This is a genomic window from Stutzerimonas azotifigens (genome assembly GCF_013522725.1).
In the GTDB taxonomy this organism is placed as follows: domain Bacteria; phylum Pseudomonadota; class Gammaproteobacteria; order Pseudomonadales; family Pseudomonadaceae; genus Stutzerimonas; species Stutzerimonas azotifigens_A.
In genome coordinates this window covers 80934-94100 of sequence record NZ_JAAMRF010000012.1, presented here as the reverse complement: position 1 = coordinate 94100, position 13167 = coordinate 80934, and the positions used below count along the sequence as shown (strand labels likewise).

At 65.1% G+C, this 13167-nt stretch carries 14 protein-coding genes; 3 read left to right on the top strand and 11 right to left on the bottom strand.

Annotated features, from left to right (window positions below; translation table 11 throughout):
* Window positions 1-341: 341 nt before the first annotated feature.
* From G7026_RS20490 to G7026_RS20440, 11 genes are read right to left on the bottom strand one after another with little or no spacing between them, the layout of a single operon-like run.
* Window positions 342-812 carry a nuclear transport factor 2 family protein gene (locus G7026_RS20490; RefSeq protein WP_181072925.1) on the bottom strand — a complete coding sequence of 157 codons (471 nt, stop codon included), beginning with the start codon at window positions 810-812 and terminating at the stop codon, window positions 342-344.
* Between the two features lie 36 nt (window positions 813-848).
* Window positions 849-1151: a cupin domain-containing protein gene (locus G7026_RS20485; protein ID WP_181072986.1), complete on the bottom strand. Its 303-nt coding sequence runs from the start codon at window positions 1149-1151 to the stop codon at window positions 849-851.
* Between the two features lie 10 nt (window positions 1152-1161).
* Window positions 1162-1914: a 2-keto-4-pentenoate hydratase gene (locus G7026_RS20480; protein ID WP_308811820.1), complete on the bottom strand. Its 753-nt coding sequence runs from the start codon at window positions 1912-1914 to the stop codon at window positions 1162-1164.
* A complete protein-coding gene (gene hydA, locus G7026_RS20475; protein WP_181072922.1) occupies window positions 1911-3350 on the bottom strand; it encodes a dihydropyrimidinase in 1440 nt (479 codons plus the stop codon). Before hydA ends, G7026_RS20480 begins: the two co-directional genes overlap by 4 nt.
* Before the next feature lies 1 nt (window position 3351).
* On the bottom strand, window positions 3352-4077 hold the full coding sequence (locus tag G7026_RS20470) for a maleate cis-trans isomerase family protein (RefSeq protein ID WP_181072920.1): 726 nt from the start codon (window positions 4075-4077) through the stop codon (window positions 3352-3354).
* Window positions 4074-5435, bottom strand: a complete 1362-nt coding sequence (locus G7026_RS20465) for an amidohydrolase family protein (RefSeq protein ID WP_181072918.1) — start codon at window positions 5433-5435, stop codon at window positions 4074-4076. The genes G7026_RS20470 and G7026_RS20465 overlap by 4 nt, the downstream gene beginning before the upstream one ends.
* Complete coding sequence (locus G7026_RS20460) at window positions 5435-6238, bottom strand: SDR family NAD(P)-dependent oxidoreductase (protein WP_219858524.1); 804 nt, start codon at window positions 6236-6238, stop codon at window positions 5435-5437. The genes G7026_RS20465 and G7026_RS20460 overlap by 1 nt, the downstream gene beginning before the upstream one ends.
* On the bottom strand, window positions 6231-7238 hold the full coding sequence (locus G7026_RS20455) for an NAD-dependent epimerase/dehydratase family protein (protein WP_181072911.1): 1008 nt from the start codon (window positions 7236-7238) through the stop codon (window positions 6231-6233). The genes G7026_RS20460 and G7026_RS20455 overlap by 8 nt, the downstream gene beginning before the upstream one ends.
* Before the next feature lies 1 nt (window position 7239).
* Complete coding sequence (locus G7026_RS20450; protein ID WP_181072909.1) at window positions 7240-8010, bottom strand: ABC transporter ATP-binding protein; 771 nt, start codon at window positions 8008-8010, stop codon at window positions 7240-7242.
* A gap of 4 nt (window positions 8011-8014) precedes the next feature.
* Window positions 8015-8836 (bottom strand): ABC transporter permease, encoded by an 822-nt coding sequence (locus tag G7026_RS20445; protein WP_181072907.1) that lies wholly within the window; start codon window positions 8834-8836, stop codon window positions 8015-8017.
* A 13-nt stretch (window positions 8837-8849) separates the two neighbouring features.
* Window positions 8850-9890: an ABC transporter substrate-binding protein gene (locus G7026_RS20440; protein ID WP_181072905.1), complete on the bottom strand. Its 1041-nt coding sequence runs from the start codon at window positions 9888-9890 to the stop codon at window positions 8850-8852.
* A gap of 231 nt (window positions 9891-10121) precedes the next feature.
* Here G7026_RS20440 and G7026_RS20435 point away from each other — a divergent pair, with 231 nt between their 5' ends.
* The 3 genes from G7026_RS20435 to G7026_RS20425 are packed head-to-tail and all read left to right on the top strand — an operon-like array spanning window position 10122 to window position 13142.
* Complete coding sequence (locus G7026_RS20435; protein WP_181072903.1) at window positions 10122-10970, top strand: GntR family transcriptional regulator; 849 nt, start codon at window positions 10122-10124, stop codon at window positions 10968-10970.
* A 4-nt stretch (window positions 10971-10974) separates the two neighbouring features.
* Complete coding sequence (locus tag G7026_RS20430; protein WP_181072901.1) at window positions 10975-12396, top strand: amidase; 1422 nt, start codon at window positions 10975-10977, stop codon at window positions 12394-12396.
* Window positions 12393-13142, top strand: a complete 750-nt coding sequence (locus tag G7026_RS20425; RefSeq protein ID WP_181072899.1) for an aspartate/glutamate racemase family protein — start codon at window positions 12393-12395, stop codon at window positions 13140-13142. Before G7026_RS20430 ends, G7026_RS20425 begins: the two co-directional genes overlap by 4 nt.
* Window positions 13143-13167 lie beyond the last annotated feature (25 nt).

Here is a 13167-nt window from a genome sequence, read left to right as displayed (position 1 = left end):
ACCGCAGCGGGGCAATACTTATGCCCCGCTGCGGCCCTCCGATTTCGCCCGCACGGCGAGTAGCGAGGCAGATTTACTTTTGCATCAAGCGCAACTCCCTTATCGCCACGCCCCTCCGCCCCAATCGTCTCCTGCACCCGCGCCATTAACCCGAGCAGGGCTGCCAATCGGTCGTCGCTACGAACAGCAATCGCGCCTCATCCGCTTCCAACTCCACCCCGCTTCGGTATTTCGCCCAGCCAGAAAGCAGAGCCAGTTCGAAATCGACTCGGCCGCATCAACGCGCAGTTCAGCATCCCAAGGTGAAGCACACCGAAGCAGCTCCATCAGCAGTTGGCGACTCACTTCTTGCCATGCGCCGAGCCCCCATGCAGGCTCGAATTACCCCAGCTGCGCAGGGCGTTCTGCTTGATGCTCGCGATCTTCCAACGCCCCTGGATGAAGCTGAGCCGGAATTCGTAACTGCCGCAGGAGTGAAAGAAATCCTCATCCGCCGCCTCGGGCAGTGAGCTGAACCGCAGGATCAGGTAGTTGCATCGTGCGCTGACGCGGGTCTCCGAGGCCTGGGTAACGAGCAGGTTCGAGAAACTGTGGTGCTTGGCCAGCCTGTCGACCGCCTTCTGCCGGCGCTCGACGAAGTCATGGCCGCTCATGGTCGACGGCTGCTCCCGGCCCGAGGAGGCGTAATCGATCTCAACCTCCGGAGCCAGGCACTCGGTCATCAATGGCCAATCCTTCAGGTCGAAGGCAAGAAAAAAACGGCAAAGCACGTCGTTGATGTGAACGAAAAGGCCTGGATCTGCTGGTTTCACACGGTGCTCCTGCACGTAGCCTATGAGGTCGTCACGCTAGTTTTCCCCTTTGTACAACCGATCGCTAACCTTTTCGAGCCGCTCCACGTTCCGGTTCTGTTCATCGACACCGGTCACCGCAATGTGTGTCATGGCGGTTTCAGGCGCCGACCCATGCCAATGCTTGACGCCGGGCGGGCACCACGCCATCTCCCCGGGTTTGATTTCCTGGACCGGCTTGCCCCCTGCTGCGTGCGCCCCAACACCGGCAGTCACGACGAGATACTGGCCGCTGGGGTGCGTATGCAAGGCCAAACGGGCGCCGGGTTCGAAGGTGACGTACGCGCCGGACGCGTTGATGCTTGAAGAGTCAGGCGTTCAGCGCAACTTCGCCAAATCTACCCAGGCTGAAGGTAATTGCCTGGCCCGTGGTTGCCCAATGGATACCAGTCCAACTGCCCGTGGCGATCAGGTCGCCGGCGCGCAGGGGCGTGCCTTGTGTTGCGGCGTGCCGTGCCAGCCAGGGCAAGGAAGACAGCGGGTCGACGAACGGATGCGAGCCGGTGGACCTGAGCAGTTCCTGGCCATCGACCCGCAGCGTCGCCGTTTGGCGTGACCAGTCAGGCAGCTCCGTCAGCTGCATGGGCTTGCCGAAGATAAGGGCGCGGTTGAGCTGCTGGTCGGCAAGTCGAAGCAGCGGGTCGGCGCTGGTACCGTCTTGCAGACGGGTGTCGCAGAGCTCGATCGCCGGCATCCAGGCATCGATCGCGGCGCGGATTTCGGCCAGATCAGGCGTGTCGGAAAGGTCCCGGCCAAGACGGATTACCAGCTCGCCCTCGATACCGAGCGCGGTCACATAAGCGGGCGGAACACACCAGCCGGAGGCGTGAATCGCTGCAGCCGGAACCGCGGCCGCGCTGATCAGGCCGCCCGGTGCACCACCGAGTTTCCAGGCCGTCGGGCGGGTGCCAGCGAACCAACCCAGTGCTTCACTGACCTGCCGTTGTACAGCGTAGGCCGCAGCGGTGTCGGGCAAAGCCAGCCCGCTGAGGGGCTGGCGCTGGCCCGTGCGCCAGCCGGTTATCAGGCGCCTGGCAACGGCGTCGATGTGGGCCTCGCTCACATCGGGATCTCGGTCTGGCGGCGGCGCGGCTTGGCCGGGTCGGGTCGGGCACAGGGCAGGAATTGGCCACGGCCTGCGTCGCCGCGTGGCTGTTCGCCGTCCCATACGACGTCACCACGGGACAGCGTCATCGCTGGCCAGGCGCTCAGATGCATGCCGGCGTAAGGGGTGTAGTCGACGTTATGGTGCAGGCGGTCGTTGTCCAGGTGGAAGGTCTGCCCTTCGTCCCATATCACCAGGTCCGCGTCCGAACCGATGGCAATGCTGCCCTTGCGCGGATAAAGACCGTAGAGCTTGGCGGCGTTGGTCGATGTGAGCGCGACGAAGCTCTGGGGCGTGATCCGCCCGGTGAGTACGCCCTCGGACCAGAGCAGGGCCATGCGCGTCTCGACGCCGGGAATGCCGTTGGCGACCTGGTCGAAGGACACCTGCTCGCCGTGCGCTTTCTTGCCGTCCGGGCCGTCGTAGCGGAAGGGCGCGTGGTCCGAGGAGAACACCTCGAACGAGCCGTTCTCCAGCCCGTCCCAGATGACCTGCTGGTTGGCCTTGTCCCGTGGCGGCGGGCTGCAGATGCACTTGGCACCCTCGAAGCTGTCGTCGCAACCCAGCGAGTCGGCGGTGAGGAACAGATACTGCGGGCAGGTCTCGGCGTACACCTTGAGGCCGTTGCTTTGCGCCCAGCGAATCTGTTCGACGGCTTCGCGGCCGGAGACGTGGACGATCAGGATCGGTACGTCCACCAGCTCCGCCAGGGCAATGGCGCGGTGGGTCGCTTCGCGCTCCACCAGCATCGGCCGCGACGTGGCGTGGTAACGCGGCGCCGTGTGCCCGGCGGCAAGCAGACGCTCGGTGAGCCAGGCGATGCAGTCGGCGTTCTCGGCGTGCAGCATTACCATCGCGCCCTCGCGGCGAGCGACCGACAGGGTGTCGAGGATCTCGCGGTCGCTGAGCTTCAGCGCGTCGTAAGTCATGTAGATCTTGAACGAGGTGTAGCCCTCGGCGATCAGGGCCGGCAGTTCGTCGCGAAGGACCTCGGGTGTCGGGTCGGTGACGATCAGGTGGAAGGCATAGTCGATCACCGGCTTCTCCCCTGCGCGGCGGTGATAGTCCTCCACGGCGGCGCGCAGGCTCTTGCCCTTTTCCTGACAGGCGAACGGGATCACCGTGGTGGTTCCGCCACAGGCTGCCGAAACGGTGCCGCTGAGGAAGTCGTCGGCCATGATCGAGCCGTCGCCGGTGGGCTGGTCGAGATGCACATGGCTGTCGATGCCACCGGGCGTGACGTGGCGTCCTTTCGCATCGATTTCGCGGGCACCGGCCGGCAGGTCGAAGCCCAGCGCGGCGATGCGCCCGCCACGAATGCCGATGTCGCTGGTGAAGGTGTCCGCGGCAGTGACCACGCGGGCGTTACGGATGACGGTATCGAACGGTTGCATGTCAGGCCTCTTGAAGTAGCCGGCCCCAGCCGGTGATGCGACGGGTGTCCACGCCAGTGCGGCGCAGCATGTCCCAGACCACGGTGGTCACGGTGTCGAACACCGGGACGCCGTGTTCGGCTTCCCAGTGGGCGACCCGGTGAGCGGCGTAAAGATTGGTGCAAAAGGTGGTGATTGCTTGCGCGCCGGCCGCGGCCACGTCCCCGATCTGGCGGTCCAGCGTGGCTTCATCGACGAGGGCGAAGGCGAAGTTCTCCTGAATCCCCAGATGACTTTCGGCGCGGGCATCGATGCCGACGCTGGCGTAGTTGGCGACGATCTTGTCCTGCACGTCGGCAAGGTACGGGGAAACGAGCCCCAGCCGCCTGATGCCGAAAGCCTCGAGCGCTTTGTTCAACGCGAGGACGGATGTGCTGGCGGGCACGCCGGTGGCCTCGGTGATGGCCGCGCAGAGCGCTTCATCCTGATCGAACCCCAGCCAACCGGCGGAGGTACCGCTCCAGCCGATCGCATCGACATGGGCATCGGCGAGCAGCTTCGCGGCGTCGAGAATGCGTGTCTGCTGGAACTGCCCGAGCGCGTCGGGGCTGAGAGCGATCTGGGTGACGGAAAACCGCGCGAAATGCACGCTGACTTCCGGTAGGCCCGAGACCAGCGACTGGGTGAGCGGCTCGAGCGAAGTATTTGAAGAGGGCGTGAGGATGCCCAGGCGGATACGTTGGCTCATCGAAGAGTTCCAGCAACGGACGGATAGGGACGGAGCGGGTTCGGGCAACGCTGCCACAGGGCCTGGCAGACGCGGTCGGCCTCGGCGCGTATTGCAGCCTCATCGACACGGGTGGCGCGCCCCCGGTCGATGACCAGTTCGCCGTTGACCAGAACGCTTTCCACGTCGGCGGCCGTGGCGTTGTGGATCAGGCTGCCCAGCGGGTCGATGCAGGGCGTGAGGTGCAGCTGACGGAAGTCGAGTATGGCGAGGTCGGCGAGCATGCCCACGGCGATCTGGCCAAGGCGATCCGCCCAGCCCAGCGCGCGGGCGCCGTTGCCGGTGCCCATGGCGAATACGTCGCGGGGCTGCCAGTCGTCCGCGACGAAGCCGGCTTGCAGACGGCCGACGGCCAGGGTCCAGCGCATCACCTCGATCATGTCGCCGTGCATGGTGTCGGTGGCGAGGCAGATCGGCGCCCCTGCATCGATCAGGCGGCGGGTCGGGGCGATCCGCCCGGACATCGCATTGCCCACCGGGATATGCACCACGTGTGCGCCGCTGCGGCCGAGCCGCGCGATATCGGCATCGTCGACGTGAATGCAGTGGCCAGCCAGCAGGCGGTCGTTCAGCAGGCCCAGCTCGTCCAGCAGCTCCACGGGAGAACGGTCGTGTCGTGCGCGAACCCAGTCCACTTCGTCCTGGCTCTGTGCGAGATGGGTGCTGATGGGCAGGTCGTGCCGCTCGGCGAGAGCGGCGATCTCGCGCAGGAACGCTACCGAGCAGGTATCCGGTGCGTGGGCGGTCAGGTGCGCCTGGATGCGGCCATCGGCCTGCCCGGCCCAGCGCTCGACGAACGCGGCGGCGCGCTCCAATTGCCGCTCGCCACGGGCGCGATCGAAGCGACGGTCGCCTTCCAGCACCGAAGCGAAATCGACATCCGCCAGGCGCTGACTGGCGAACAGGCGCACGCCGGTCTCCGCCATGCCGGCAACGGTGGCTTCGGCGTGGACGAAACTGTCCACCAGCGTGGTGCAGCCGGCGCGCAGCGCTTCCAGCGCACCGAGGCGCGACAGGGCGAGTGCTTCGTCCTCGCTCAACCAGGACGCCTGTGGCAGACCCGGCGTGTAGGACGGAGCGAAACCGCAGTCCGGCGCCACACCTCGGACGAAGTTGAGGCCCGCGTGGTAGTGGGTGTTGACGAAGCCAGGGGTGACGACCCGGCCGGGCAAGGCCAGGGTCCGAGCCGCTGCCGGGCGTTCGTCGCCGATGAAGGCGATCTGCCTGCCACGGATACCCAGATTGGTCGTGCGCGCGACGCCGCCAGCCAGCAGCAATGTCGCATCGGTGATCAGCAAGTCGAGCATGTCGTAAGTCATCAGGCAGCCATCCACCCGCCGTCCACCATCAGGGTGGTGCCGGTCATGTACGTCGAGTGGTCACTGGCCAGGAACAGCACGGCCTGGGCGATATCCTCAGGGCGACCCAGGCGAGGCCAGGGGGTGCGGCTGGATGCGCGACCAAGCACGCCCGGGTCCACCGCCCGGCCGCCCGCGCCGGTCTGGATCTTGCCCGGCGCCACGGCATTGCAGACGACGAGGTCGGCCGCGTAGTCGGTGGCGATCTGCCGGGTCATGTAGTCGATCGCCGCTTTGGTGGTGCCATAGCCGAGATCACCAGGCGCGGCGATCAGGCCGTGCTGGGACGACAGGTTGATGAGCCGACCGCGCACCTCGTTGACGGGGGTCTGCTCCACCATTTGACGCACGGCGGCGCGGCAGCAGCGGTAGACGCCGGTCAGGTTGACGTCCAGCAAGCGCTGCCAGTCGGCTTCGTCGAGCTCCAGCAGCGGCCGTGCATGGCGAATGCAGGCATTGTTGACCAGCACGTCCAGGCGGCCGAAACGTGCCACGGTCTGCCCCACGAGCGCGTCGACCTGCGCGGTATCGGCGACATCGGTGCGGAAGAAGGTGGCGCTGTTGCCGTCGCGGGCGATGAGCTCGGCAGTCGGCTCGCCACCTTCGATGACCTCGGTCGTCACGTCGGCGATCACCACTTCGGCGCCATTGGCAGCCAGCTGGCGGGCGATGGCACGGCCAATGCCGGAGGCTGCGCCGGTGACGATGCAGACCTTGCCGCTCATATCGAAGCGGGCGGAGGGAAACGGGATGTGCTCAGTCATTGCGTGCTCTGGCGCCGGATAGCTCGGTGCCGTGCTCCTTTATCCAATAGTGGTAGTCCGCTTCCGCCTCGGTCAGCCCGAAGCGTGGCCGGAAGGTGCTGTCGCCAAGAAGCCGCTGGATGGCCATGGAGGCGCGGTCGTAGTCGGCGAAATAGTCGATGTTGGGCCGTTCGCCCGATTCGGCCAGGCGCCAGCTGAAGTCCGGGTAGCGAGGTGCGATGCATGCGCACCAGTCGGCCAGGCTCCATTCGAATCCGGCCGCCAGGTTGTAGAGCGGATAGGCCCAGCTTGGCTGGTCCAGCAGCGTGGCCATGGCCTCCGCCACGTCGCGCACGTACAGCCAATCGCGCCGGCCAGCACGGGGCAGGATTGCCGTTTCGCCGTCTCGGGCGCGTACCAGAACCTGCAGTGGCGCACTCAGGGTGTCCCGTACGCCGGTGTCCGCTTCCCAAGGGCCGAAACAGGTGCCCAGGCGTCCGACCACCAATGGCAGGCCTCGAATGGTCGCCAGACGCATGGCGGCCTCTTCGGCGGCGCGCTTGGACATGCCGTAGAGGCCTTCCGGCAGCAGTGGGGTGTCGTCTTCGCGCAGCGCCGCCGGCGAACGTCCGCTTCGTCCGTATACGGAACCGGAACTGGCATGCAGTACACGCTCGACACCCGTATCGGCGGCCGCATTGATAGCGGCAAGCACACCGCCGACGTTGACCTCGAAGATCGTCTGCGCGGCATGCCGCTCGCGCGCCTCGTTGGCGGTGATCGCGGCCAGCGTGACGACGCGCTGCGGACGGTGTTCACTCATCACGGCGCGCAGTGCATCGACATCCCGTACGTCACCGATGGAGGACACGAACCGACCGGGTAGCGCTGCGAACGCGCAGCTGGCGGCTTCGGTCGGCGGTGAGCGATCGAAACCGATTACCGTCTCGCCCGTCGCGAGCAGATGCTCCGCGAGCGCAAGGCCAACGAAGCCACTGCTTCCGGTGATCAGCGTGGTCATCTCAGGCCGGTTCCTTCACCGTTTCCGGGCGCAGCAGCGAGAGAATGTGGCGTTTGTAGTCGTTGAACGCGGCGCTGGTCGGGTCGCGTGGCCGCTCCAGCTCGATAGGCAGAAGCTCGCGGATTCGCCCCGGCCGAGCCGACATCACCGCGACGTGGGTGCCCAGCGCCAGCGACTCATCGATGCCATGGGTGACGAACACGATGGTGCTCTGGCTTTCGCGCCAGATGCGGATCAGCTCGCCGTGCATGTCCATCTTGGTCTGCTCGTCCAGCGCGCCGAACGGCTCGTCCATCAGGATCACTTCCGGATTCATCAATAGCGCGCGGGCGATACCGACGCGCTGGTTCATGCCGCCGGAAAGCTCGCTCGGAAAGTGGTTCTCGAAGCCTTTCAGGCCCACCATCTCGATGTAGCGTTGGGCCTTTTCGCGCCGATCGGCCTTGCTGGCGCCGCGCATCTTCAGGTGGAACGCGACGTTCTCCCAGACGGGCAGCCACGGCATCAGGTTGGCCTGCTGGAACACGACGCCGCGGTCGGCTCCCGGCTCGGTGATGACCTGACCGCCAACGGTGACGGTACCGGACGACGGCTTGTCGAAGCCGGCGATCATGTTGAGCAGGGTGGACTTGCCGCAGCCGCTCGGACCGAGCAGGCAGAGGAACTCGTTGCGCTTCACCTGAATGCTGACGTTATCCAGTGCGGTGACGACCTGCTTGCGCTGGCTGTCCTCGAACACGCGGGATACGCTGTCGATGGTAATCAGAGCCATGGTCTCAACCTTCCTTCGCTTGCAGGGTGGAGCCGCGCTGCCAGCGCAGGACACGCCCGGCGATGTACTTGATGACGTAGTCGCTGAGGAAACCGAGCAGGCCGATGCTCACCATCGAGGCGATGACGATGTCGTAGCGCAGGAAGTAGTACGAATCCCACAGCACATAGCCGACGCCACTTTTCACCGCGACCATTTCGGCCGTCACGGTGAGCATCCAGGCCGAGCCGATGGCGATGCGCAGACCGGAGAAAATGCTCGGCAAGGCGGCGGGGAACACGATGTGGCGCAGCAGCTTCGACGGCGTGCCGCCAGTCATGGCGCCGGCGCGCAGCAGGTTGCGGTCGCAGGTCTTCACGCCGTGAATGGTGCTGAGCAATACCGGGAAGAACGAGCCCATGAACACCAGGAAGATGGCGGGCTTGTCGGCGATGCCAAACCAGATGATCGCCAGCGGGATCCAGGACACCGGTGGAATCGGTCGCAGCGTCTGCAGTGTCGGCTCGAACAGCGCTTCGATCTGGCGCGACCAGCCGATGGCCATACCGATGCCGACGCCCAGTACGGTTGCGATCAGAAACCCGGCGAACACCCGGCCGGAACTCGCCGCGATATCGGACAGCCAGCGACCGGAATAGCTCTGGGTGTTGCCGTCCGTGGAGAAGATCCAGTCCGCCCAGGCCAGCATGACCTGGGACGGCGCCGGCAACAGCGCGGGAGGCAGGATGCCGGAGCGGGAGAAGGTCTCCCAGCCGGCAAGGAGCAGGACCGGCACGATGAAGCGCTCGATCCTTTTATAGAGGCGTTGCGAGAGTGAAGAAGACATCACGGGTCCTGAATCAATAGCCGAGGTCGGTCTTGGACTTGCCGGTCACTTTTTCCAGGAAGCTGTAGTCGAGGTTCTTCTCGACCGCCTCGGTGACGTCCGTGTTGATGTACTTCAGGTCGCGCATCATCTGGGCGATGGCCACGGCGGATTCGCGGTACATCTTGTAGTCGGGATACAGGTTGTCGACCGCGCCGGTGGCAATGGCATTGTCGAGGCCGGTGACCTTCTGGATGGTGTCGACGAAGAGCGGTTTGTCGTCGGCCATCATCTCGTTGACCTTGACGATGGCGCGCACGGCCTCCTCGACGCCTTTCGGGTTGTTCTTGATCACGTCCGAGCGGGTAACGATCAGGTTGGTCAGCTTTCCAGCGGCCTGGTCATAGGGGAAGTCGAAGAATTTGGCGGCCTTCACTTCGCGGATCTGAGTGGCGAACGGATCGACCGACGTGATCAGCTCGACTTCGCCACGGCGCAGCGCCTGCACATGGTCGGACGGGTTGGGGATGTTGATGAACCGCACATCCTTGTTGATATCGATGCCATGGGTCAGGAAGGCGCCGCGCATGTGGATGTCCTGCGCGTTGCCACGGGAAGCCGCCACCCGGAAGGGCTTGCCTTCGTCCTTGTATTGCGCGATCAGGCGCTTCAGGCCTTCCCAGTCACCCGGCTCGACGGCCAGCTCGTTGCCCACGAGAACCTGGGACCCACCATTGATCTGGCCAGAAATACCCACTATGTCGAAGCCTTTGTCGAGGGCGGTGGCGTAGTGCAGATAGGTGACCTGCGCTACATCGATGCTTTTGGAAAGCAGGGCCGTGAGCACGTCGTTGCCGGTGTTGAAAGAGATAGCGTCGAGTTTCACGCCCGTGGCGTTCTGCGGAGTGAGCGACAGCGGCGTGCAGTGCGCGCACTTGGCGTAGCCCAGCTTGATCGGTTCGGCTTCCTGCGCTTGGCTCAGAGCAGGGGCCAGGGCGGCGGTAAGCATCAGCGGCGCCAGCAGGGTGCCGGCAGCGCGCTTGAGTACAGCATAGGACGAGCGGATGGGTCGCATGTCGAGGCTCCGTAATTGTCACAAAAATGATGTCTCGTTGTGGCAAAACGTTTGCAACCGCTATGCCACCATTGTGGAAATCTCCGGATCAGGCTTGGCACGGACCGTTCGCGACCTTGCCGCAGCGCCGGTATTCAGGGCGCTGCGGCCCGTCGATGCATAATCTCGACCGCTGCGATCTGGGCTGGCTGGACGGCTACATGTGACGTGAGGTGCTGACGCCCATGCACGATGAGGGTGCAAGTTGCTGAGAAATGTTCGTCAGCGGTGCAAATTTGCACAATTGCTTTCTTTTTTGTGACAATCCTCTCCGCCGACGTAACAGGCGAAGGGCAGGTGCAAGGAATCGATGTGTTGACCGAGAAAGAACCTTCACGCTCGCGCAAAGCGCGCAGCACTGGGCAGATACTGGGAACGAACGACAAACTGGACGCCATATACGAGCGAATCCTGGCTGCCGTGATGGAGCACCGCCTGATTCCCGGAACCAAGCTGGTCGAGGAAAAGCTCGCCGGCGTTTTCCAGGTGAATCGGACCCGGATCCGCGAGGTGCTGTCCCGGCTGGCCTATGAAGGGGTGGTGACCACCATTCCGAACCGTGGCGCCTTTGTTGCCAGCCCGTCGGTGGAAGAGGCCCGGCATATCTTCCAGGCGCGCCGAATCATGGAGCCGGCACTAATTCGCAGCCTGGTGGACAAGGGCAGCCCCGAGGACTTCCAGAAGCTGCACGCACATGTCGCCGAAGAGCGCGACGCCAGGGAACGCGGCGACAAGCGCGCGGTGATCCGGCTGTCCGGAGAATTCCACCTGCTGATCGCCGAAATGGTCGCCAGCCCGCCGCTGATCAAGCTGATGCGTGAGCTGTCATCGTTGACCTGCCTGATCATCCTGCTCTACGACTCGCCCAACGTCCCGGCCTGCCCGAACCATGAGCACACCGACATCATCGCGGCGATGGAAGAAGGCAATATAGAGAAAGCCATTGCGCTGATGGTCGGACACCTCGATCACATCGAGGCCACGCTGGATCTTTCGCTGCCCGAGGACACCGAAGTGGACCTCGAAGCGATCTTCGGTTGAGCCGGTGAGTACGCCGGTAAGCGCATTGAAACTGGCGGCGCGGGTCCGCTCCGGCGAAACTCGCGCCGTCGCCATTGCCGAGCGTCAACTGGCGCGGATCGCTGCGTTGAATCCGTCACTTAACGCACTTGTGCAAGTGGATGCCGTAGACGTACGGCGCCAGGCAGCGCTTATCGACACACGCTGCGCCGCTGGTGAAGACCTGCCGCTGGCCGGCGTTCCGGTCACCATCAAGGACAATCTGTGGCTGCAAGGGCAGATCAGCACCTGTGGGTCCTGGCTCTACCGCAACCACCGTGCGCCGCGTGACAGTTGGGCCGTGGCCCGCCTGCGGCAGGCGGGCGCCCTGCTGGTGGGCGTGAGCAACTGTTCGGAATTCGCCTGCAAGGGGGTGACCGACAACCGCGTATATGGCGCGACCTGCAATCCCTGGGACCTGACCCGCACGCCTGGCGGCTCATCCGGTGGCGCCGCCGCAGCAGTGGCCGCCGGATTGGGAATGTTGGCCCTGGCCACCGATGCCGGGGGCTCCTCGCGTCGGCCCGCAGCGCACTGCGGTGTCGTGGGCTTCAAACCGAGCGCTGGCCGGATCGCAGATCCCTGGGGCTTTCCCGTCATCGGGCGCGAACTGAACGTGATCGCCCAGTTGGGGCGACGTGTCGCCGACGTCTCACTGATGCTCGACGTGCTCACCGGCGTGCACCCGGCGGACCGCTTCTCCACGCCCATGCCTACGGTGGCGCCCCGCCCGCTTGAGACCTTGCGCATCGGTTACAGCCTCGACCTTGGGCTGGGCTATGCCGTCGATGCGGATGTTGCCGCGCTGTTCGAGCAGACGGTGAGTCGATTGCAATCGGCTGGCCTGCAGGTACGGCCGTTCACACCCCGCTGGCCGCAGGGGTTGTCCGCCGCCCCCCTGTTGGCAGCGCAGCATGCGGAACTCGCCACGCATTTCGGTGAGGCTTACCGCGCCGATCCGACCCGCTTCGATCCGGCCATCGCCGAGCAGATCGAAGCCGGCTTCGCGGTACCCGCGACGCAGATGGTGGCGCTGGCCGCACTGCGGGACGCCATCGTCCGCAACACGGCGACCCTGTTCGAAACGGTGGACCTGCTGTTGTGCCCGACCGTCCCGGTCGAGCCCTGGTCACTGGATGTGCTCGGGCCTTCGACCATTGGCGGCCGGCCGGCTGGCCCGCGTGGTCATGCGGTCTTCACCCCGCTGTTCAATCAGGCTGGCATTCCAGCCCTTTCGGTTCCCTGTGGGCTTGGCGCGCAGGGATTGCCGCTGGGGCTGCAGATCGTAGGGCCACGCTTTTACGATGACGACGTGCTCCGCCTGGGAGCGCTCGTCGAGGTCACACTGGCCCTGGAAATGGCACCCCTCGGCTTCTCCCAGATGCCCGACACGTTGGAGCAGGCATGAAACTGTTGATCGTCAATCCGAACATTTCCCGGAGCGTCACCGATCTGATCGAGGCGGAAGCCCGGCGCGTAGCGGCTCCCGACACGGCGATTACGATGGCTACGGCCGCTGCCGGCGTGGCCTACATCGAGACGCGCTTCGAAGCCCTGCTAGGCGCGCACGCCGTGGCCACCATCGCCGGTGAGCGGCTTGGCGAATACGATGCCTTGCTCGTCGCGGCCTTTGGCGATCCCGGCCTGCAGGCGTTGAAGGAGGCGCTGGACGTACCCGTCGTCGGCATGACCGAGGCGGCCCTGATGACGGCGGCCCAGCTCGGCCAGCGCATCGGCATCATCGCCATCTCCCACCGCATCACCGCCTGGTACCGCGAATGCGTCGACCAGTACGGGCTGTTGTCGCGCCTGGCATGCATTCGCCACCTGAACGACCCCCTGCGCGACCCCGGCACCGTCCAGGTCGATCACGCCGCCCGCCTGCTCGAACTCAGCCAGAAGGCCGTCTCGGAGGACGGCGCGGACGTGCTGATCCTGGCCGGCGCCCCGCTGGCGGGCTTGGCCCGTAGCCTGGCGGGCCAATTGCCGGTACCCGTCGTGGACGGGGTATCCAGCGGCGTATGCCAGGCTGAACTGCTCACACGGTTGAAGCCTGGCTCCGCGCGACAGGGCAGCTTTGCGCACCCACCGATCAAGGACCACGCCGGACTGCAGCCAGCAATCGCAGCGCTGTTAGGGCATAAAGAAGTTTGATGTGATGGCCGTCCGCTTGAGAGCC